Origin of the sequence: Enterococcus sp. AZ080 (assembly GCF_051714945.1) — a bacterium.
Lineage (GTDB): Bacteria > Bacillota > Bacilli > Lactobacillales > Enterococcaceae > Enterococcus_B > Enterococcus_B pernyi.
This window is the reverse complement of sequence record NZ_JBIOSV010000001.1, coordinates 2352137-2372859: the sequence shown is the minus strand read 5'-3', so window position 1 is coordinate 2372859 and position 20723 is coordinate 2352137. Positions and strand designations below refer to the sequence as shown.

Sequence of the window (20723 nt, the reverse complement as noted above, 5' to 3'; positions counted from 1 at the left end):
ACACCTCGAAATAGAAAATCTTTCCGAGGTGTTGGTGCTTATTTTTACTTATAGTTTGATCAACCAAATAAAGAATAAAGCCATGATCGTTTGTAAAAGTCCCACAGTCAATCCATACGTCAAGAATCGTTTTCCTTCTTTCATGAACTTTGCAAAATCCAAACGTAAGCCAATCGCGGCTAATGCAGTGACCTCAAACCAACCACTAATAAAACTAGCGCTTTGATCAATCACATGGGGAATGGTAAAGAAGCTGTTGATTAAACACACGATCAAGAAGCCTAAAACGTACCAAGGAAGTGGCATTTTTCGTTTGTGGTTTTTTGGCGTATACGTTGAAGAGACGGCCGGCTGTTTTTTTTTCATAAATTTTTCAAAGAGGAAGACCACGACCACAAGCATCATGATCCGCATGATTTTAAACAGCATTGCAAATTGCACGACTGAAGTATCTAATAGACTTGCTCCAGCAACGACTTGTCCAACGGATTGTAAAGTACCACCTATAAGTGCACTTTTTTCGATCAGTTGATCACCAAAGAGTTGGAGACCTAAAAAGGGAAGTGTCAACATCATCACTGTTCCTAAAAGATTGACCAAGGTAATGACTTGGCCCTTTTCTTCTTCATCTGCATGGATCACTGGAGCAATCGAAGCAATGGCTGAAGAACCGCAAATGGCGTTTCCACCTGCCATCATCAAGGAAAATGTATCGCTGAACAATAGTTTTTTTCCGATGAAATAGGCACCAAGAATCGTGACAGTCATTTGGAGTAACACGAAAGTTACACCTTTGATACCAATCTGTGCAATCGTTTGGATCGTCACAGTTGCACCAAGCAAGAAAACGGAACATTCTAATAGTTTACTTTCGGCAAATTTGGTACCCACCGCAAGTTCAGGTTGCTTAAACAAGGTGTTTCCTAAGACGATACCAAGTAAAATCGCAATCGTTCCTGCACCGAGTTGAGGGACAAAGGGTCCCAGTAGCCGACTAATGACTGCGACAGAAAAGGCGAGTAGTAGTCCGGGTAAGATTTTTCGGCCACCAAATTTTTTCAGCGTTTTTATATAAGTGAATAAAGCATTCATTTGATTCTTTCCTTTCATTTAAGAAAAAGTTTTTCTAAAATATAGTATCATTTAATTGTTTCTTCGTGAATACAAAAAAACCTTCTGCCTTTTTACTAAGTGAAAAAGACAGAAGGTGAAGTCTATTCTATCAATCCCTTTGAAAGGTGATGTTTATGTTGACTGTGTTCTTTAATCAAGTAGATGGCATAGTGTCCTAAGACGTAAGCGATCATGCCACAGGCAATCAAACACTCGATGACTTTCAATCCATCTAAGATCCCTGTAGCAAACCCTAATTGATGGAAATAAGCAGTGGCAGTAGAGATTGCTGTAGCAGAGATTACCAATGGGAAAGTAAAGGCTGCAAAGCTTGGATAAAAATCAAGCAATAACAGACGTGGTAACATGGCTAAAACGATAAAGTAAAGTACTTGCGAAACAAGGAACAACGTCATGACTAAGGCCAAATTTGGGTCTTCAAAGTTTTTTAAGTACCCTGTCAGGCACAAAGAACCAGGTGCTGCAAGAATCGCAATCAATGGCAAGGTTGGTTGCGCCATATTTTTGACAAAGAAAATTCGATGGATGATGATTGGTAGTAGTACGACATAACAAGCTAACGAAAGCCAGAAGAAGATCTTTCCAAGGATCGGAGAAAAGTTTCCAGCAGTTACTGTGATGACACCAAAACCAACATACACGATAAACCAGCTTGGAAAAATTGCTTCTATTGACAAGTCTGCTTTAACTACATGATGGTAATTAAAGTACAGAACCAAGATGATTTGGAAGATCACTGCGGCTAACCAAATCAATTTGACGATTGGCGCAATTGATTTGAAAGAAACAAAATACGTACAGATGACCATCAAAGACATCGTAAAGGTCGGCGAGACGGAAGCGACGATTGGATCATATAGATGTTGCTTCGTGTGTTCAAATAAAAGGATCAGTTTGCCGATGATCAACAGCATCAAAAGCATACCGATCGCACCTACAAAATTCCCTACATGTGTCAAATGATAGTCTTTTAAAAGATTCCCTAAAGAAGTCAATCCAAGGATCAACCCACAAATCGGGATCGGAACAATCTTCAAGAAATGCTTCATACATTACTCTCCTTTTTTATTGATAATCAAGGACAGACTCGTTGCAACGATAAGTAGCCAACGATGAAAACTGCTTGTTACGAAGAATAGTAAAGTTTTTCAATGGGAAAAAACAAATCGCATGGATGCTTCTCCTTATCGTTGCAGTAAGCTGTCTGGAAGGCTGTGAGGTGTGTGTAACTGAAGGTCCACAACCTGTTCCTTACACTTTTCATTATAGAGTCTTTTTGATATATTTAAATCAAATAGTTATTATAGTTACTATAAAAAAAGGTAATGGAAGTGGTTAGATGTTTAAGTTATTAACAACCTTTCGTGTCGTTTATGAAACAAGAAATTTTTCGCGAACCGCTGAATTACTCTATTTGTCTCAACCTGCGGTGTCCAATCAAATCAAACAATTGGAGCGGGATCTTGGGGTGGAACTTTTCCAACGTAATGGACGACAAGAGATGAAACCGACAAAACAAGCGGATTTGCTTTATGAACGAACATTGGTTTTATTGGAAGAATGGGAAACAACACAACAACAATTAGCGGATGAAAAAAATGAAGAAGAAGTGTGTCGGATCGTCGCTTCCCATACATTTGCGGTGTATTTATTGCCTCAATTGATGAAAGAGTTGATCGTGCGTTTTCCAAAAATCAAGTTTTCGATTGCTTTTGCGAATTCTCATGAGAGTTTGGAGCAAGTGGCAAAACATGAAGCTGATTTTGGTTTTATCGAAAAACCTTTAGAAACAACCGGAGTACAACGCTTTTCTTTACTTGAAGATGCGTTGGTCGTTGCAGGTGATCCTAAGAGTGAGCTATGGCTAGTCAGGGAATCTTCTTCAGGTGTGTTCCATTACACGCAACGTTATTTTGAAGAAAAGAATATCCAAGGGAAGAAAATGCTTGTAAAAAGTAATGAAGTCATTGTGGCGATGTTGAAAGAAGGAATCGGACGATCCATATTATCCAAACGAGCAGTACCAAAAGGGATACACGTTGAACCTTTAGCTGAATCTCGTCAGTTCTATTTGATCCAACGGACCCATTTGACCTCTGAACGGTTATTAGAAGTAGGAAATGAGATCTTGGATTTCTATAAAAAGGAAAAGAAAAAATGAAAAATATCAGACGGAATCAATAGAACTTCTCCCTTGAATAAGCGTTTTTTTCGTTTTTATCTTAAGAAAGGATAAAGAGAAATGAATAAGATTAATTTTTCGCAAATCTCATTTGCTTTGGCTTTCATTTATAGAAGGAGACAGCTATAATATAGGGCAGTATGGTTTTTAGGAAAAGGGATGAAAAATGGAAAAAAAAATAAAAACTTCGAATGATAACCGCATTGATTACGGAGTCATTCTACCAGTATTTTTATTATGTTTGATTGGGATTTTATCCTTATACGTTGCATTGACACATGATCCAAACGGTCCTTCTGTGACAAGAGGTGTCGGGATGCAGATCATTTGGTACCTTGTGGGAGCAGTAGCGATTGCAATCGTCATGCGGATCAATTCAAAATGGATCTGGAAATTGACACCGTATCTCTATGGACTAGGATTGCTTGTCATGGGGTTGCTCTTACGATTTTACGACCAAAATCTGGCGGCAAGTACTGGTTCAAAAAACTGGTTCCGTTTTGGAAGTGTCACATTTCAACCAGCCGAGCTGATGAAGATCGCTTATATTTTGATGCTGGCGTTGATCGTAACGAAGCACAATACGCAAGTCAAAGTTCGCACAATCAAATCTGATTTTTGGCTGATTGCAAAGATGTTGATCATTTCGATTCCTGTGATTGCGTTAGTCATGGCGCAAAAAGACTTTGGGACGATGCTCGTCTTTCTGGCGATCTTTGGTGGCGTCTTTTTGATGTCAGGGATTTCTTGGAAAATCATTGGTCCGATCTTTGCTTTAGCATTTATTGTGGGGGCAGGAACGATTTTCCTTGTGACCACAGAATCAGGAAGAGAATTCCTATATACTGTTGGGTTCAAATCTTACCAATTTGCCCGAATCGATTCTTGGCTCGATCCATTTCATGATACGTCGGGCTTTAGCTTCCAACCCGCCCAAGGGATTTTAGCAATCGGAACAGGTGGGATGTTCGGAAAAGGCTTTAACGTCAGCAACATTTACGTGCCAGTCCGAGAATCGGATATGATATTCACTGTCATTGGCGAGAATTTTGGCTTTATTGGTGGCGCATTTGTCATTTTCTTGTATTTTGTATTGATTTATCGTATGATACGTGTCTGCTTCGATACGAACAATGAGTTTTATGCCTATATCGCAAGTGGATTGATCATGATGCTCTTATTCCATGTCTTTGAAAACATTGGCGCAAATATCGGCTTACTTCCATTAACTGGGATTCCATTGCCGTTTATCAGTCAAGGGGGTTCATCGATCTTAGGGAATATGATTGGGATCGGATTGATCTTATCTATGCGTTATCAAAATGAAGCACCGGTAAAAAATTCTAGGAGGTAACGTAAGTTGTTTACTTTTTATGAGTACCCAAAGTGTTCCACTTGTCGAAAAGCCAAGGCTTGGCTCGACAATCATCAAGTAACGTATCAAGCGGTCGACATGGTCAAAGATACGCCTACGGCAGAAACGATCGAATCATGGTTGAAGCATTCCGATGTGCCGCTTCGACGTGTCTTTAATACAAGCGGGATGAAGTACCGTGAACTTGGTCTAAAAGACCAAATCGATGAATTATCCCTCACAGAAGCAAGTCAGCTGTTATCTACGGACGGCATGTTGATCAAACGTCCATTGATCGTCAAAGACAATCAACTGGTCACAATCGGTTTTAATGAAAAAATATACGAAGGAGCATTCAATTAAAATGGCTGGGAAACACTTAAAGAAGAAAGATAACCTTTGGATTTTATTTAATGGAAAAGAATACTGTGTAGGTTTGACAAAAGAAGCGCAAGAAGATCTAGGTGAGATCACGTTTGCCAACTTACCAAAAATCGGTAAAGCGTATCAAGCAGGCGATGCACTAGTTGAAGTAGAAGCAGAAAAAGCAGTCACTGAATTTGCAAGTCCATTATCTGGAACAGTCTCATCTGTGAATGAAAAAATCAGTGAGAATATCGCTGTTTTGAACGATGAAGATGAAATGACTGCGTGGTTATTGAGTTTTAAAGATGTCGATGCAGCAGAATTCGACGCACTTTAAGAAACACGATGTTCAAATAAATGTTTGACACTGATTCTTGTAACTGCTATAATCATAAACAATCATATTGAAAGCTTTGATAAGAAGAGTACATGTCACAGATGTTTCAAGAGAGCCCGGTTTGCTGTGAAAGGGTAACGGAAATGAGATGGAAGATGGTCTTAGAGCAGAGTGAGTGAGCGCAAGCAAACTGACTACGGGAGTGCCCGTTATAGCACAGCAGTATGCGACTAGCGTCAAGTACTGAACGAGGTTGTTATTGTGAAATAGCAGCGAATCAAGGTGGTCACACGGAAGTCTAAACTTTCGTCCTTTTGCTAAACGCAAAGGACGAAAGTTTTTTTGTTGTCTAAGAGAAAATAAGTAAAGAAAGATGTGAACGATATGTCATTGATCCAATTGACGAATGTCAAGAAAACATTTGGCGGGAAACATGGGACGATCCACGCTATCAACGACGTTTCACTACAAGTGGAACAAGGCGACATTTACGGCATCGTCGGTTATTCCGGTGCTGGTAAGAGTACGTTAGTTCGTTTGTTGAACGGCTTGGAATTACCTACAGATGGTCAAGTAATTGTCAACGACCAAGACATTACTAAATTAAAAAATAAAGAATTACGCGTTTTTCGTAAAAAAATCGGCATGATTTTTCAACATTTCAATCTATTGTGGTCACGTACCGTACTAGAAAATATCCAGTTCCCTTTGGAATTAGCCGGTGTATCGAAACAACAACGGAAAGAAAGAGCAGAAGAATTGCTCCGTTTAGTCGGTTTGGAAGGACGAGGACAAGCTTATCCGTCCCAATTATCCGGTGGACAAAAGCAAAGAGTCGGGATTGCTCGTGCGTTAGCCAATGAGCCAGAAATCCTCCTTTGCGATGAAGCGACAAGTGCATTGGACCCACAAACGACAGAAGAGGTCTTAGATTTATTATTAGCAATCAATAAAAAGTTGAACTTGACGATTGTTTTGATCACTCATGAAATGAACGTTATTCGCAAAATCTGTAACAAAGTGGCAGTGATGGAGCGTGGGCAAGTCGTAGAAGAAGGCGATGCGTTGACCGTTTTCCGTCATCCGCAACAAGAAGTCACGAAACGTTTCGTCCAACAAGACATCGAACCAGAAGCTGAATCCACTGAATTATTGGCAGAGTTGATCAAAGAAAATCCAGACGGTCGCTTAGTGACATTGACCTTCAACGAAACGAACGCCAACGAACCAGTGATTTCTCAAGCCATTCGTCGTTACAATGTGGATATCAACGTCGTATATGGGAAAATCAAGCAAACTAAAGAAGGCTCGTTTGGTTCACTGACTACCTTGATGATCGGAGAGGAAAACGAATTGGACCAAGCAGAAAACTTCATCAAAGAGCAAGGCGTTGGAGTGGAGGTGATCCATCATGGATAAAAGCTTCACAGAAACCTACCTTGATTTCAGCCAAATCAACATGGAGACGATGCAACAAGCCATCATGGACACGTTATACATGACGTTGATCTCCATGGTCTTAGTAACCATCATCGGTTTGATCCTTGGCTTGATCCTTTACTCGATCGGTCGCAAAAACAAACCGTATGCGCGGATCATTTACGGCATCGTTTCGATCATTAGTAATATTTTCCGATCGACACCATTCATGATCTTGATGGTCTTGATCATTCCTTTTACCAAAGCAATCGTGGGAACGATGTTAGGCGCACAAGCAGCGATTCCAGCTCTCGTGTTGTCCGCTGCTCCTTTTTACGCTCGACTTGTAGAAATCGCGTTTCGCGAAGTCAGCCCTGGGGTCTTAGAAGCCGCAGATGCGATGGGGGCGAGCTATTGGGAAATCATTTGGAAAGTCTTGATACCTGAAAGTGTCCCGGCTTTGATCTCAGGTTTGACTGTAACAACGATCTCGATGATCGGTTTTACTGCCATGGCAGGTGCAATCGGTGCCGGCGGTCTAGGTGGCTTGGCTTGGCAAGAAGGCTACCAACGTGGTAATTTAACAGTGACTTTTGTCGCTACCTTGATTATTTTAGTCATTGTATTTATTGTTCAAGGAATCGGGGATTTCTTAACGAAGAAAACAGATAAAAGATAGTAGGAAATAGGAGGATATAGGATATGAAAAAGAAAATTTTTGGATTTGCAGCAACGCTTTTACTGACAGTTGGATTAGCCGCATGTGGAAACGGTGGAAGCAGTAGTGACTCATCAAACGCATCAGACGACGATACAACCTTGAAAATCGGCGCATCACCAACACCACATGCGGAAATCTTAGAACATGTGAAACCTCTTTTGAAAGACGAAGGCATTGATTTGGAAATCGTCAAATTTGACGATTATGTCTTGCCAAACCAAGCATTATCAGAAGGCGACATCGATGCGAACTATTTCCAACACATCCCTTACTTGAACAAAGAAATCGACGAAAAAGGCTATGATTTTGTCAATGCGGGTGCTGTCCACATCGAACCAATGGGCTTGTATTCAAAAAAAATCAAAGACATTTCTGAATTAGAAGATGGCGCAACGATCATTACTTCAAATTCAGAATCTGACTGGGGACGGATCATCACGATCTTGAAAGACGCTGGTTTAGTGACAGTCAAAGACGGCGTTGATTTAGAAACAGCCACATTTGATGATATCGATGAAAATCCTAAAAACTTGAAATTCAATCATACGATCGATCCAGCATTATTGGCTTCTACCTACCAAAATGATGAAGGTGATCTAGTAGCTATCAACGCGAACTTTGCTTACGGCGCTGGATTGAATCCATTAGAAGATGCGGTATTACTAGAAAAAGATAACTCACCATATGTCAACATCATTGCGACACGTAAAGGTGACGAAGACAGCGACAAGATCAAAAAATTGATTGAAGTCTTGCATCAAGAAGATGTTCGTCAATGGATCGAAGAACAATGGGAAGGCTCCGTAAAATCTGTCGATGCGGATGCAAAATAAAACCTGTAAAGTCTGGGAATGATTCCTAGACTTTTTTTGAGAAAAAACGAACAAAACTATTTTATTCAGTTTATAAAGATTATCAATTGAAAATGATGTTTTATTTGCAATAAATCAAAATTATGACATTTTTAACTGGTCGGGGCGTTGCGCTTCATTCTCAATTAGTCTAAAATAAGTGAGAACGAATCAGAATATGGAGGGGAACTACATGTCTGTCTTAGAAATAAAAAACCTACATGTGTCGATTGAGGACAAGAAAATCCTTAAAGGCGTGAATTTAACAATGAAAACAGGGGAAATCCATGCCATCATGGGACCAAACGGAACAGGTAAATCGACCTTGTCTGCTGCAATTATGGGAAATCCGAATTACGAAGTAACTGAAGGAGAAATCCTTTTTGATGGGCAAAATGTGTTAGAGCTAGAAGTAGATGAACGTGCACGTTTAGGTCTGTTTTTAGCCATGCAATACCCAAGTGAGATTCCAGGAATCACAAATGCCGAATTTATGCGTGCAGCGATCAATGCGACACGTCCGGAAGATGACAAGATTTCTGTCATGTCATTCTTGAAAAAGTTAGATGAAAAGATGGCACTTTTGAACATGCCAGAAGAAATGGCTGAACGTTATTTGAACGAAGGCTTTTCTGGTGGAGAGAAAAAACGTAACGAGATCTTACAACTCTTGATGTTAGAACCAACGTTTGCGATTTTAGATGAAATCGATTCTGGTTTAGATATCGATGCACTGAAAGTCGTGGCAAAAGGCGTGAACGAAATGCGTGGCGACAGCTTTGGTGCCTTGATCATCACTCATTACCAACGCTTGTTAAACTACATCACACCTGACGTCGTCCACATCATGATGGAAGGTCGTGTCGTGATGACTGGTAGTGCAGATCTAGCAAAACGCCTAGAAGCCGAAGGATATGCTGGCATCAGTAAAGAATTAGGAATCGACTACAAAGAAGAAGAAGCGTAAGGAGGAGCACATCTATGAAAGACATTAAATGGCTCGATCATCTTGACGCTGTTACAGATTTTTCATTCAGTAAAGGTGAACCGGAATGGATGACGACGCTTCGTCAAGAGGCGCTGAAAAAAGCAGATGAACTACCATTGCCCCATATCGAACGTGTGAAATTCCACCGTTGGCCATTGTTTTCAATCAATGAGTTGAATGATCAGACACCTGAATCTGGAAATGTTGCGGCATTTGATGCGATGAAAGACAATCCATTAGTCGTGCAACAAGGTACCTTGACTGTCTTTGAGCAATTATCCGCAGACCTTGCAGAACAAGGAGTGATCTTTACAGATCTATTTACGGCAATGCAAGAATACCCTGAATTAGTCCAAGAATATTACATGACGAAAGCGGTTGAAATGGACGAAGACCAATTGACTGCGCTTCATGCGGCATTCATGAATAGTGGCTTGTTCTTATATGTACCAAAAAACGTAGTCATTAAAGAACCGATCGAATCCCTGTTTATTCAAGAAGGCGCATTTTCGCAACACTTCTTTAAACACGTCTTGATCGTCGCAGATGAACACAGTGAATTCTCTTACTTGGAACGATTCCACACAACTGGAGAAGAATTACAAAAAGTCTCTGGGAATATCATTGTTGAAGTCATCGCCAAAGCCGGTGCCAAAGTCAAATATGCAGCAGTCGATCAATTAGGCGAAAATGTCACAGCATATATGAACCGTCGTGGACATATCTTACGGGATGCTTTTGTGGACTGGGCAATCGGAGTGATGAACGATGGGAATATCGTCGCTGATTTTGATTCAGATCTTGTCGGTGAAGGCGGACATGCGGAAGTCAAGATCGTGGCAATCAGTTCAGGAAAACAAACGCAAGGAATCGATACCCGGGTGACAAATAAAGCCCCACATACGATTGGACATATCTTGCAACATGGTGTGATCCGCGAACGTGGTACGTTGACATTCAACGGTATTGGACACATCTTGAAAAAAGCCAAAGGTGCCGATGCCCAACAAGAAAGCCGTGTCTTGATGCTTTCAGATAAAGCCAGAGGCGATGCCAATCCGATCCTCTTGATCGATGAACACGAAGTTACAGCAGGACATGCCGCAAGTGTTGGACGTGTCGATCCGGAAGAAATGTATTATTTGATGAGTCGAGGCTTAAGAAAAGAAGAAGCAGAACGTTTAGTCATTCGTGGCTTCTTAGGGTCTGTCTTAACTGCGATCCCAGTTGAAGCGGTGCGCAAAGAACTAGTGGCAGTTATTGAAGGGAAGTTAAATGTATGATTTCTCCAGAACGTATCCGTCAAGATTTCCCGATCTTATTTCAGGAAGTCAATGACGAACCCCTGGTGTATTTAGACAATGCAGCGACTACGCAAAAACCCAAACAAGTGTTAGCGACTATGACGCATTATTATTCCGCAAACAATGCCAACGTCCATCGAGGTGTGCATACATTAGCTGAGCGAGCAACCCATGATTATGAAGCTGTCAGAGAAAAAGTTCGTCGTTTTTTAAATGCTCAAGAGACCGCCGAGATCCTTTTCACTCGTGGAACGACCACAAGCTTGAATTGGGTAGCACAAAGCTATGGCGATGCCTTTGTCAAAGCCGGTGATGAAATCGTGATCTCTTACATGGAGCATCATTCCAACATCATCCCTTGGCAACAGTTGGCAAAACGAACTGGCGCTACTTTGAAATACATCGAATTGACCGAAGAAGGCTTTCTTGATCTAGAACATGCCACTTCGAACATTACAGAAAAAACCAAGATCGTGTCGGTCGCCCATGCCTCTAATGTATTAGGTGTCATCAATCCGATCCAAGAGTTGGCGACGATCGTTCATGAAAAAGGCGGAATTTTGGTAGTGGACGGTGCACAATCTGCCCCACACATCAAAATCGATGTCCAATCTTTAGACTGTGACTTCTTTGCCTTTAGCGGACATAAGATGTGCGCAACGACCGGAACAGGTGTATTATATGGAAAACGGAAATGGTTGGAACAAATGGAACCCGTTGAATTCGGTGGAGAAATGATCGACTTTGTTGGCCTACAAGACAGCACATGGAAAGAACTTCCCTGGAAATTTGAAGCAGGCACACCAAACATCGCCGGTGTGATCGCACTTGGCGCTGCCATCGATTATCTTGAATCGATTGGTCTAGCAGGCATTCATCAATATGAAGAAGAACTTGTTGGTTATGTCTTACCAAAACTGCAAGCAATCGAAGGCTTGACGATCTATGGACCAAAAGACCCTGCGCATCGTACAGGCGTGATTTCCTTTAATTTAGAGAATCTACATCCCCATGATGTAGCGACAGCCCTTGATATGGAAGGCGTCGCCGTTCGTGCCGGTCATCATTGTGCCCAACCATTATTGAAGTATCTAGGGGTTGCAGCGACAGCTCGTGCCAGCTTTTACATTTATAACACAAAAGCAGATGCCGATCGTTTCGTCCAAGCAATTCTCGCAACAAAGGAGTTTTTCCAACATGGCCCTATCTAAATTAGACAATCTTTACCGTCACGTGATCTTGGACCATTCATCCCATCCACATCATCGTGGCACGTTGACGGAATCAACGAATAAGATTGAAATGAACAATCCCACCTGTGGGGATGTCATTGAATTACAAGTCGAGATCAAAGACGGCAAAATCAATAATATCGCCTTTGACGGTAGTGGTTGCTCCATCAGCACAGCCAGTGCCTCAATGATGACCGATGCGGTCATCGGCAAAACAATTGCAGAAGCAGAGCAATTGACGGACGACTTTTTACTACTGGTCCAAGGAAAAGAAGTCGCAGAGCTTGAATCACTAGGGGACGCTGCCATGTTAAGTGGTGTCGCAAAATTCCCCGCGCGTATCAAATGCGCAACACTTGCCTGGAAAGCACTAGGCAAAGCAATGGAAGAAGACGGTACTGCAACCGTCCATCATGAGCACAAGGAAAAGGAGTGAGCAAATGGGCGTACCAGAATTAGAAGAATATAAATTTGGCTTCCACGACGATGTGGAACCCGTTTTTAGTACAGGAGAAGGCTTGACCGAAGAAGTCGTTCGAGAAATGTCACGGATCAAAGAAGAACCAGAATGGATGTTGGAGTTCCGTTTGAAATCTCTGGAAGCATTCAACAAAATGCCCATGCAAGACTGGGGACCAGACTTATCTGACATTGATTTCAATGCCATCAAATATTACCAAAAACCAAGTGACCGACCTGCTCGCGATTGGGATGACGTACCAGAAAAAATCAAAGAAACCTTTGAACGAATTGGTATTCCAGAAGCCGAACGTGCTTATTTAGCCGGCGCTTCAGCCCAATACGAATCAGAAGTCGTATACCACAATATGAAAGACGAATTCGAAAAACTCGGCATCGTCTTTACCGACACAGATTCTGCATTGAAAGAGTATCCTGAACTATTCAAAGAATACTTTTCAAAACTCGTGCCACCAACAGATAATAAACTAGCCGCACTAAACTCAGCCGTTTGGTCTGGGGGGACGTTTATCTATGTACCAAAAGGCGTCAAAGTCGATGTTCCATTACAAACCTACTTCCGAATCAACGCCGAAAACACCGGCCAATTCGAACGTACGTTGATCATCGTGGACGAAGGCGCCAGCATCCACTATGTCGAAGGCTGTACGGCACCGACTTATTCAAGCAACAGCCTACACGCAGCTATCGTGGAAATCTTTACCCGTAAAGACGGCTACTGCCGCTATACAACGATTCAAAACTGGTCAGACAACGTCTATAACCTCGTAACCAAACGAGCAAAAGCCTACGAAGGCGCAACTGTTGAATGGATTGACGGCAACTTAGGAGCCAAAACAACCATGAAATACCCAAGTGTCTACTTAGACGGACGAGGCGCACGAGGCACCATGCTATCCATTGCATTTGCCGGAGCCAACCAAATCCAAGACACAGGCGCAAAAATGATCCACAACGCACCAAACACTTCAAGCTCGATCGTCTCAAAATCAATTTCAAAAGACGGCGGCGAAGTAAACTACCGAGGCCAAGTCACCTTTGCAAAAGACAGTGCCGGCTCGATCTCTCATATTGAATGTGATACCATCATCATGGACGAATGGTCCAAATCTGATACCATCCCATTCAACGAGATCCACAACAGCCAAGTCTCGTTGGAACACGAAGCAAAAGTCTCCAAAATCTCAGAAGAACAACTCTACTACCTCATGAGCCGCGGCTTGACCGAATCCGAAGCCACAGAAATGATCGTCATGGGCTTCGTCGAACCATTCACAAAAGAACTACCGATGGAATATGCGGTAGAGTTGAACCGGTTGATTAGTTATGAGATGGAAGGCAGCGTTGGTTAAGGTTAAATTACCAATGATTTCAAGCTTTTCATGGGGTGAGTGATTGACATTTGCCACAAATTTGCCACAAAAATAATAAAAAAATTTAGGAGTGCTCTTTGAGTGCTCCTTTTTCGTTCATATAGTTTTGGTAGAGTTTTAAAGAATCATCTTCGATTTTTTCTGTAATGTGCATATAAATGTCAGCAGTCACACTTATAGTGCTGTGCCCAAGTCGAGTACTGACATACTTTATGTTTGCCCCAGATTCTAGTAAATGAACTGCATGGCTATGCCGCAAAGCATGAGGGGAAAGTACAGGGACATTCGCACGTTCACATGTTTTATAGAAAAATTCTCTAACAACTGAATGGCGCAAATAGTTGCCGTTTTCGTTAGAAAATACCATAGATTCATTTATTGGGCTATCGTACGATCGATACCTCAAAATACATTCACTCTTGTTTATTTTATGTTTCTTTAGCAGATGAACAAGACGATCATCAATTTTGATCGTACGAATACTTGTTTTTGATTTAGGTGGCGTAATTATTGAATTGTTATGATCATCGTAAGATAGTGATTTGTTTACTGTTAATTTATCTCCGTCAATATCTAACCACTCTAACGCTAAAGCTTCGCCTAATCGGAGACCAGTACTCGCTAACAGGTAGAATAAGACGTAATATTGAATGGAATGAGCGTATTTACCTAATTTATAAGAGGATAAGTATTCTAACATTTGAGCAAGCTCATTTTTAGAATAGAATTTCAATTTCTGTTCTTCTTTAGCGGTTGGGAGTTTTATTTTTTTAGCAACATTTTTTTCAAGATAGTTGAGTTCATATACTGCAGTCTCTAATGCATCGTGTAACACATTTAGATTTGATCGAATTGTGTTTCTTGTTTGTTGCTTTGTGGTATCTAGGTCATTTACCCACTTAACAATATCTGTACGGGTTATTTCCTTTAAACTCATCATTCCAAACGTAGGTAATATATGAAGTCTTATGGAACGTTCTAACCTAAGATAAGTTGATTGTTTGATATTTGGTTTTTTGTAAACTTCGAGCCAATCCTCCAAATAGTCGGCCATTAATATGTTATTAGCTCCAATCTGAACACCGTTATTATATTGTCTTTCAAGTTCATTTGCCGCAGCTTGTGCATCTCTCTTTGTTCTAAACCCACTTTTCGAAACTTCTCTAAATTTTCCGTTATCTTTATATCGAATACGAAAACGCCACTTTCCGTTTTCTTGTTGCTTGATACTAGCCATGATAATCAACACCTTTCTTAGACATTCTAGGACTCTAACACGGCTAACTCTCTATCTTGAAAGCCTGTTGTTTTTTTACTAACGCAATATCTCCTTCGGATATTTCTATTTGAGACAAAACATCATTTGTTAGTATTAAATTTAAGTAGTTATCCATGTCAATATTAAATTTTGCTTCATTCTGTAGTAAAAAACCGTTTGGTATAGTCAAATTTTTTTCGGACATAATGAATCCCTTTTCAAGAATGTATGTTCGTTTTCCAGGCAAAAAAATAATAATTAAACTGCAACTTCGTTTCTTACCATTTCTAAAATAAGATTTCTGATAGTAGATTCGCAATTGTAATCTAGTTCATAGTAGTCCATAAATGAAAAAATGTTTATTTGATATGGATCGATATGACATTCAGATAAAAAATCGTAGAGTAAATTCTCAATCATAAAGCGATCAGCTTCATATTCCATTTTAGTTCTGAAATAAAATATCTTGTAGAGCTCAATAAATTCTTTGTGATCTACAACATGCTTTATTTCATGATAAATTGTTTTTCTTCTGTCTTCTTGCGAGAGGCTGCAGTTAACGAAGATAATATGCTCTTCTTCGATATAGCAGCCATCTGATTCCATTTCAACATAAGCAATACCTACGCCACATTCATTAAGTACCGTTTCTAATAACTGCATACACTCACCTCACTTCGAACTTTGTCTACCTTCTATATAAGCGCGAATTGCCGCTCTGTCTATATCGGTCAGTGGTTTACCACCAAAAGTCATAGCGTTGTCGAGCATCTTGTCTAAATCGTCAGGCACACGTTCCTGTATTGGATTAGGGTTGTCTGTGCGTCCTAGTAGATAGTCAGTTGTTACGCCGAAGTAGTCAGCGATAATTTTTAGATTATTGCCACTAGGTACTTTTTTCTTCCAAGAGTACAAGTAATTTTTGCTGAATCCAGTTCGTTCTTCTAAAGTATTTATAGAAATTCCTTGTTTGTCAGCTAGTTTTTTTACTCTATCAAATACCGTCATCTCAAGATTCTCCTCAATAGAGAACACATAAAATTAAACTTTTGATTAAAAATAATTTGACAATTAATCTATAGTCTAATATACTGTATTCATAAGCTAGTTATTTAGCTAGAAACAAAACTAAATAGCACCAATAAAAATCAAAAAATTTCGAGGTCGGTAAACTTAGAAATACTGATTTATAGGCTTTTTTCAGTCTTATTTAGCTATGGTTTTATTTTACACTATAGTTTAAAAATGTCAATAATTAGTTTAATTTCTAGCTATATTTCTAGTTTAACTATATGAGAAATGAGGTGAGAAAGATGGTTACTAAAGAAAATATAAATACAATCCTGCATGAAGGCGAGGAGATGACGTTGGCGGAATGGGAATTGGTTTCAGATGTTGTGAGCAATACGTTGAAAAACAAGGTCCATGAATATGAAGAAAATTTAACATTCAGAGACCTTGATTTGAACAGAACTGCTAATCACCTGCAATCAATTCTTGTCAGTGACAATTTGAATGAATGACGGGTGAATGCGGAAGTCTTGGCCACGAAAATGCAAATTAATGTAGTCATAATTGAATAGTTCATGTCCCTCTTCTCTCCACCAAGTGTTGGGATCTGAATGATTAGTTCCGATGACGCAGTTAGGATCTGCTGACAGATTTTGCCATTCGCCAAGTAAATTAGCGTAAACATTCTTCACGTAAATCACCACCTTATCAATTATTTCAGCGGACCACTCGCTGATATGAGAATTATATCAAAATTATTAAACACGTTTAAGAAAAATAAGAAAGAAGGTGACGTTATGGTCATTGAAGATTTTCATGAAATGGTCCTGATTCAAATGAAACGTCAAGATAAAACCTGGAAATACCTAGGAGAATTAATCGGAACTTCACCGACATACGCCAAGCAAATTGTAGAAGGTGTTCAAAAAGGTCCTAAAGCCCAGGCATACAAACGTACAATCGCCAACGATTTACAGATTGCAATAGTAAAGGGGGCGTAATCTATGTTTCAGCAACAAAGACAGTCAGTGACGGTGGATATTCAGGTTGATGACGCGTACTGGAAAGAATATGCAGACGCATACCTTAGAGAACTGTTTGAGCATTATCTACGACCACAGTTTTTAACTATTGCTGACATGGAAAAAATTACTCGTCGTAAACGAGCATGGATAATGGAGTACATCGTCGATGACCCATATGTTCGGAAAAACAAGTTAGCTAAAAAAGACACAGATGGTAAATGGCTTTTCGATGCCGAGAATATCCGCCCGTTTTTAAAACGATTATTTGATGATTTACCAGAGTATTAGAGAATGGAGGCAACACAATGAATCAACCACAAATTTTTAATTTCGAACAAAACGAGGTTCGAACGGTTTTAGCAAATGATGAACCATATTTTGTAGGGAAAGATGTTGCAACAGCGTTAGGGTTTAAAGATTCGAATAACGCTTTAAAACAACACGTTGAAAATGAAGACAAAATCATAGGGTGCCAAAACACCACCCCATCTTTTAAAGATAAATTAGGAAGGAACCAGTATCCAACTTTAATAAACGAAAGTGGAGTTTATGATTTGATTTTTGGTAGCAACTTGCCGTCAGCAAAAAAGTTCAAACGCTGGGTGACAAGCGAAGTCCTACCAGCAATCCGTAAACACGGTATTTATGCAACAGATGAGTTGCTAAATAACCCAGATTTACTTATCGGAGTAGCAACCAAACTTAAAGAGGAACGTGCTTTACGATTAGTCGCTGAACAACGGGTAAATGAGTTACAACCCAAAGCGGAGTACTATGACAACATTTTAAAAAACAAAAGCCTTATGACAATCAGTATCATAGCTAAAAATTACGGCATGAGCGCAACCAAGATGAACAATCTATTGCATGATTTAGGTGTTCAGTACCGTCAAGGTAATGCTTGGTTACTTTATCGCAAACACCAAGACAAGGGCTACACACATACCGATATGATCCCAGTACAAGGTAGCGAGAATTTGAAACCTAGTACTAAGTGGACACAACAAGGTCATATTTTTATCTATCAACTTTTGAAGGATAACGGAATACTTCCTTTAATCGAACAAAAACAACTCGCATAGGAGGTAACAGAATGAAAATCAATAAAAAATTAGAGAAAAAATGGCAAGTGTGGGAAACGATGATGGAAGGCGCTGAGATGTTTCTAAATGCTGCAAGAGATTTGGGTTCAACTGTCATAAACGAGGATGATGCTGTTGTTTGCCTAACTAGTGAAAAAATCCAATTAACCATAGAGCAATTGAAAGATGCAAAGGAATTAGTTGAAAAGCTAGAGTTTGCAGAAGAAATAGTAAAAACGCTCCCTACTATTAGAGGAAGTAAGGAGCATCATGAATTGAATGTTGAAAAAGTAACAGATTCTGATGAACAGTCATCTATTTTTTCAGGAATGACTTTTGAAAGGCCGCCAATTTCAAAAAAAGAATACATCGCTCTGTACGAAGATTATGTTAGGCGAGCGAGATTCTAGTAGTTACGGGATTCAAGTTCACTCATAAAACCATCGTTTATGAAAATCTTATCAAATTGTGCAATTGAAAGTCGTACATTTTTTAGCTCTGATGATAGATACGAGTATATTTCTTCAATATTTTTTTCAGATTGAACTAACAATTGATTTTCCAAAACGTGAATCCATGTATCGGGTGACAAAGACTCAATCTTTGCGCGAATCTTGATAGCTAGCTCTGGGTCAGCGACTTCAAGATAACGAAAGCTTATTATATATTTTTTCAATTAGTATTCTCCTTTCGATTATTTCAGCATTGCAGTGCTGATAATTAAATTATACCAAAAAGAAGAATCTCATAGGCACAACAATAACGAGAACCTGCACAAGCAGGGATGAGGAGGAATCAAATTTGATGTCGTAGATAGAATTGCGAATTTTCGACACTGAATACGGATATATAGGAGGTAATTTGATGGCATACACAGTACAACAAGAACACCAAATTATCAATCTTATAAGGCTACGTAGAAAAGAATTACAGGATGATCGTGCAGCACTCAGAAAAGCCGATGAGCTTTCAGATAGACAAGCAGAGCTGATTGCGAATGAGCTTGAAGATTTACGCAAGTTAGAAATTAAAAATAGGGAGATAAGACTATGAAAAAGACAGACACGCTTTTTATCGGAGTCATTTTAGGTTTACTCGTACTAGTAGCGCACTACAGCGTAGTGGGAGGGAGTATTTTCGCAAGTTTAATGGTTTTGATGAACCTATTAGATTCCAAGGAAAGGAGAACATATGAAACGAAAAGAAGCTTTGAAAAAAGGAAAGGTGATTGCTGATAGATGGTGGCGTGACAATAAGTCAACTTTCTTAAGTCAACAGGTGATCAATAAACAAAAGAAATGGCAGGAAATTAAATGAAATTAAGACAAAAAATAAAAGAGTATCTATTTTACAGACATGTTTTTTATTGTCCGGATTGTCGCTATACATTACGTTTTAACAATAAGTTACTACAACAGTGTCATCCATGGGATGGACCGTATTGTTCAAAGTGTGGAGAAAAAATACAAAAAAAGTGACTCCGCCTGCAAGCATAGAGTCACTAAAGAAAACACATCTAAGGAGATGTTAACACATGGAAAAAGAACTTTCCACTCTAGATCAATATTTGACTGACCCTGATTGGGGAAAAATGAATATTAAAGGAACAAATAACCGAAAAATTAGACGAAATCTTTTGACGGATGAAGAACTAGCATGTGATCAAGATGATCTGGGGAATTTTGTGAGTATCTATGACCATGTCTATCTTATCCATCTATCAAAACATTCAAATAAACCAGAATATATCTACGTCATCGAAGATGGCTTGATTGATGCGCTTGAAGAGTACGAGAGGGGAAATTTGATCGATATCTCATACTACGGACAAGGGAAAAAATACATTGCTGAAATGGAGGAAGAATTCGATGAGTGAAGGAACGCAACGCACCGATAACAAATTATTCAATAGCCTATACAAGATAACCGTCAATGATGTGGTCGAAAAAAGAAATAAACTGACTTATCTATCTTGGGCATGGGCGTGGGCAGAAGTCAGTAAGATCTGTGAAGAGGTAGACTACGAAATCTATCGTGATCCAGAAACAAATCGCCCTTATCTTTTTGATGAGAAAACAGGGTACATGGTCTTTACCAGTATCACAGTCACTGGAGTAAAGCGTGATATGTGGCTGCCAGTGATGGACGGAGCAAACAAGGCAATGAAAGATGAGCCGTACACCTATGAAGTTAATGACTATCAATGGAATAACGAAACGAAGAAAAAAGAAATTGTTGGAAAAGTTAAAAAGAGAGTTGAAGCGGCAACTATGTTCGATATCAACAAGACAATCATGCGTTGTCTAGTAAAAAACCTCGCAATGTTCGGTCTTGGTTTATATATCTTTGCCGGTGAAGATATGCCAGAGGATGTTTCAATGCTAGAAACTGCGAGTCAGCGAAGTAAAAAACTATTTTTGGATGCTTTACAGCTTATTGCTAATAAGTATGAAAAAACAATTGATGAAGCAATTGTTGCGTTGACTGATGCGGCTTCTATTACAGCGGATGATAGCAAATGGACTAAACGTGATCTAGGTGTTCTGAAACGAGGTGTTAACTGGTTAGAAGACCAATACAAAGAAGAAGTAAAAGAGAAGTGATAT

General features: G+C 39.7%; 27 protein-coding genes and 1 other annotated feature. Of the genes, 21 read left to right on the top strand and 6 right to left on the bottom strand.

What is annotated here, in order from left to right:
* Nucleotides 1–48: 48 nt before the first annotated feature.
* Together IGK01_RS11320 and IGK01_RS11315 are read right to left on the bottom strand one after the other, a co-directional pair.
* Nucleotides 49–1092, bottom strand: a complete 1044-nt coding sequence (locus IGK01_RS11320) for a YeiH family protein (RefSeq protein WP_023520254.1) — start codon at nt 1090–1092, stop codon at nt 49–51.
* Between the two features lie 122 nt (nt 1093–1214).
* A complete protein-coding gene (locus IGK01_RS11315; RefSeq protein WP_010734628.1) occupies nt 1215–2183 on the bottom strand; it encodes a TDT family transporter in 969 nt (322 codons plus the stop codon).
* 290 nt (nt 2184–2473) lie between these two features.
* Between IGK01_RS11315 and IGK01_RS11310 the strand changes: the two genes are divergently transcribed.
* The 12 genes from IGK01_RS11310 to sufB all read left to right on the top strand — a co-directional run bounded on the left by IGK01_RS11310 (nt 2474) and on the right by sufB (nt 13720).
* On the top strand, nt 2474–3295 hold the full coding sequence (locus tag IGK01_RS11310; RefSeq protein WP_010734629.1) for a LysR family transcriptional regulator: 822 nt from the start codon (nt 2474–2476) through the stop codon (nt 3293–3295).
* A 187-nt stretch (nt 3296–3482) separates the two neighbouring features.
* Entirely contained in the window at nt 3483–4670 is a 1188-nt protein-coding gene (locus tag IGK01_RS11305; RefSeq protein ID WP_010734630.1) for an FtsW/RodA/SpoVE family cell cycle protein, read from the top strand.
* Between the two features lie 6 nt (nt 4671–4676).
* Nucleotides 4677–5033 carry an arsenate reductase family protein gene (locus IGK01_RS11300; RefSeq protein WP_010734631.1) on the top strand — a complete coding sequence of 119 codons (357 nt, stop codon included), beginning with the start codon at nt 4677–4679 and terminating at the stop codon, nt 5031–5033.
* A gap of 1 nt (nt 5034) precedes the next feature.
* On the top strand, nt 5035–5373 hold the full coding sequence (locus tag IGK01_RS11295) for a glycine cleavage system protein H (protein WP_010734632.1): 339 nt from the start codon (nt 5035–5037) through the stop codon (nt 5371–5373).
* A 67-nt stretch (nt 5374–5440) separates the two neighbouring features.
* Nucleotides 5441–5690: a binding site (T-box leader), on the top strand.
* A gap of 67 nt (nt 5691–5757) precedes the next feature.
* Nucleotides 5758–6792 (top strand): methionine ABC transporter ATP-binding protein, encoded by a 1035-nt coding sequence (locus IGK01_RS11290; RefSeq protein ID WP_010734633.1) that lies wholly within the window; start codon nt 5758–5760, stop codon nt 6790–6792.
* Nucleotides 6785–7471 carry a methionine ABC transporter permease gene (locus IGK01_RS11285; RefSeq protein WP_010734634.1) on the top strand — a complete coding sequence of 229 codons (687 nt, stop codon included), beginning with the start codon at nt 6785–6787 and terminating at the stop codon, nt 7469–7471. Before IGK01_RS11290 ends, IGK01_RS11285 begins: the two co-directional genes overlap by 8 nt.
* A 23-nt stretch (nt 7472–7494) precedes the next feature.
* The gene (locus IGK01_RS11280; RefSeq protein ID WP_023520252.1) at nt 7495–8346 is read left to right on the top strand and encodes a MetQ/NlpA family ABC transporter substrate-binding protein; all 852 of its coding nucleotides are present in this window, start codon (nt 7495–7497) and stop codon (nt 8344–8346) included.
* A 211-nt stretch (nt 8347–8557) separates the two neighbouring features.
* Nucleotides 8558–9331, top strand: a complete 774-nt coding sequence (sufC, locus tag IGK01_RS11275; RefSeq protein ID WP_010734636.1) for a Fe-S cluster assembly ATPase SufC — start codon at nt 8558–8560, stop codon at nt 9329–9331.
* A 14-nt stretch (nt 9332–9345) separates the two neighbouring features.
* Entirely contained in the window at nt 9346–10635 is a 1290-nt protein-coding gene (gene sufD / locus IGK01_RS11270; RefSeq protein ID WP_438770842.1) for a Fe-S cluster assembly protein SufD, read from the top strand.
* The gene (locus tag IGK01_RS11265) at nt 10632–11867 is read left to right on the top strand and encodes a cysteine desulfurase (protein WP_438840773.1); all 1236 of its coding nucleotides are present in this window, start codon (nt 10632–10634) and stop codon (nt 11865–11867) included. Before sufD ends, IGK01_RS11265 begins: the two co-directional genes overlap by 4 nt.
* Nucleotides 11854–12324, top strand: a complete 471-nt coding sequence (sufU, locus tag IGK01_RS11260; protein ID WP_010734639.1) for a Fe-S cluster assembly sulfur transfer protein SufU — start codon at nt 11854–11856, stop codon at nt 12322–12324. The genes IGK01_RS11265 and sufU overlap by 14 nt, the downstream gene beginning before the upstream one ends.
* Nucleotides 12325–12328: 4 nt before the next feature.
* A complete protein-coding gene (gene sufB, locus IGK01_RS11255) occupies nt 12329–13720 on the top strand; it encodes a Fe-S cluster assembly protein SufB (RefSeq protein WP_062804755.1) in 1392 nt (463 codons plus the stop codon).
* An 85-nt stretch (nt 13721–13805) separates the two neighbouring features.
* Here sufB and IGK01_RS11250 read toward each other — a convergent pair whose 3' ends face one another.
* The 3 genes from IGK01_RS11250 to IGK01_RS11240 form a co-directional block, all read right to left on the bottom strand.
* The gene (locus IGK01_RS11250) at nt 13806–14978 is read right to left on the bottom strand and encodes a tyrosine-type recombinase/integrase (RefSeq protein WP_438840772.1); all 1173 of its coding nucleotides are present in this window, start codon (nt 14976–14978) and stop codon (nt 13806–13808) included.
* Nucleotides 14979–15257: 279 nt separating this feature from the next.
* The gene (locus IGK01_RS11245; protein WP_096081731.1) at nt 15258–15662 is read right to left on the bottom strand and encodes an ImmA/IrrE family metallo-endopeptidase; all 405 of its coding nucleotides are present in this window, start codon (nt 15660–15662) and stop codon (nt 15258–15260) included.
* A 9-nt stretch (nt 15663–15671) separates the two neighbouring features.
* Nucleotides 15672–16007, bottom strand: coding sequence for a helix-turn-helix domain-containing protein (locus tag IGK01_RS11240; protein ID WP_137072795.1), 336 nt, complete (start codon nt 16005–16007; stop codon nt 15672–15674).
* Nucleotides 16008–16312: 305 nt separating this feature from the next.
* Here IGK01_RS11240 and IGK01_RS11235 point away from each other — a divergent pair, with 305 nt between their 5' ends.
* The 5 genes from IGK01_RS11235 to IGK01_RS11215 all read left to right on the top strand — a co-directional run bounded on the left by IGK01_RS11235 (nt 16313) and on the right by IGK01_RS11215 (nt 18527).
* Entirely contained in the window at nt 16313–16522 is a 210-nt protein-coding gene (locus tag IGK01_RS11235) for a hypothetical protein (RefSeq protein WP_137072793.1), read from the top strand.
* A gap of 285 nt (nt 16523–16807) precedes the next feature.
* Nucleotides 16808–17011 (top strand): hypothetical protein, encoded by a 204-nt coding sequence (locus IGK01_RS11230; RefSeq protein WP_096081729.1) that lies wholly within the window; start codon nt 16808–16810, stop codon nt 17009–17011.
* Between the two features lie 3 nt (nt 17012–17014).
* Nucleotides 17015–17323: a DUF771 domain-containing protein gene (locus tag IGK01_RS11225; protein WP_137072789.1), complete on the top strand. Its 309-nt coding sequence runs from the start codon at nt 17015–17017 to the stop codon at nt 17321–17323.
* A gap of 17 nt (nt 17324–17340) precedes the next feature.
* A complete protein-coding gene (locus IGK01_RS11220) occupies nt 17341–18117 on the top strand; it encodes a phage antirepressor KilAC domain-containing protein (protein WP_438840771.1) in 777 nt (258 codons plus the stop codon).
* Nucleotides 18118–18128: 11 nt separating this feature from the next.
* The gene (locus IGK01_RS11215) at nt 18129–18527 is read left to right on the top strand and encodes a hypothetical protein (protein WP_096081726.1); all 399 of its coding nucleotides are present in this window, start codon (nt 18129–18131) and stop codon (nt 18525–18527) included.
* Here the strand turns inward: IGK01_RS11215 and IGK01_RS11210 are convergent.
* Nucleotides 18524–18793: a hypothetical protein gene (locus tag IGK01_RS11210; RefSeq protein WP_023520241.1), complete on the bottom strand. Its 270-nt coding sequence runs from the start codon at nt 18791–18793 to the stop codon at nt 18524–18526. The genes IGK01_RS11215 and IGK01_RS11210 overlap by 4 nt on opposite strands.
* 188 nt (nt 18794–18981) lie before the next feature.
* On the opposite strand from IGK01_RS11210, the gene IGK01_RS11205 reads away from it, so the two are divergent.
* From IGK01_RS11205 to IGK01_RS11190, 4 genes are all read left to right on the top strand, one after another.
* Entirely contained in the window at nt 18982–19170 is a 189-nt protein-coding gene (locus IGK01_RS11205) for a hypothetical protein (RefSeq protein WP_137072785.1), read from the top strand.
* Nucleotides 19171–19308: 138 nt separating this feature from the next.
* Nucleotides 19309–19434, top strand: coding sequence for a hypothetical protein (locus tag IGK01_RS11200; protein WP_023520240.1), 126 nt, complete (start codon nt 19309–19311; stop codon nt 19432–19434).
* A 217-nt stretch (nt 19435–19651) separates the two neighbouring features.
* The gene (locus IGK01_RS11195; protein WP_137072225.1) at nt 19652–19993 is read left to right on the top strand and encodes a hypothetical protein; all 342 of its coding nucleotides are present in this window, start codon (nt 19652–19654) and stop codon (nt 19991–19993) included.
* Nucleotides 19986–20720, top strand: coding sequence for a DUF1071 domain-containing protein (locus IGK01_RS11190; RefSeq protein ID WP_137072783.1), 735 nt, complete (start codon nt 19986–19988; stop codon nt 20718–20720). Before IGK01_RS11195 ends, IGK01_RS11190 begins: the two co-directional genes overlap by 8 nt.
* Nucleotides 20721–20723 lie beyond the last annotated feature (3 nt).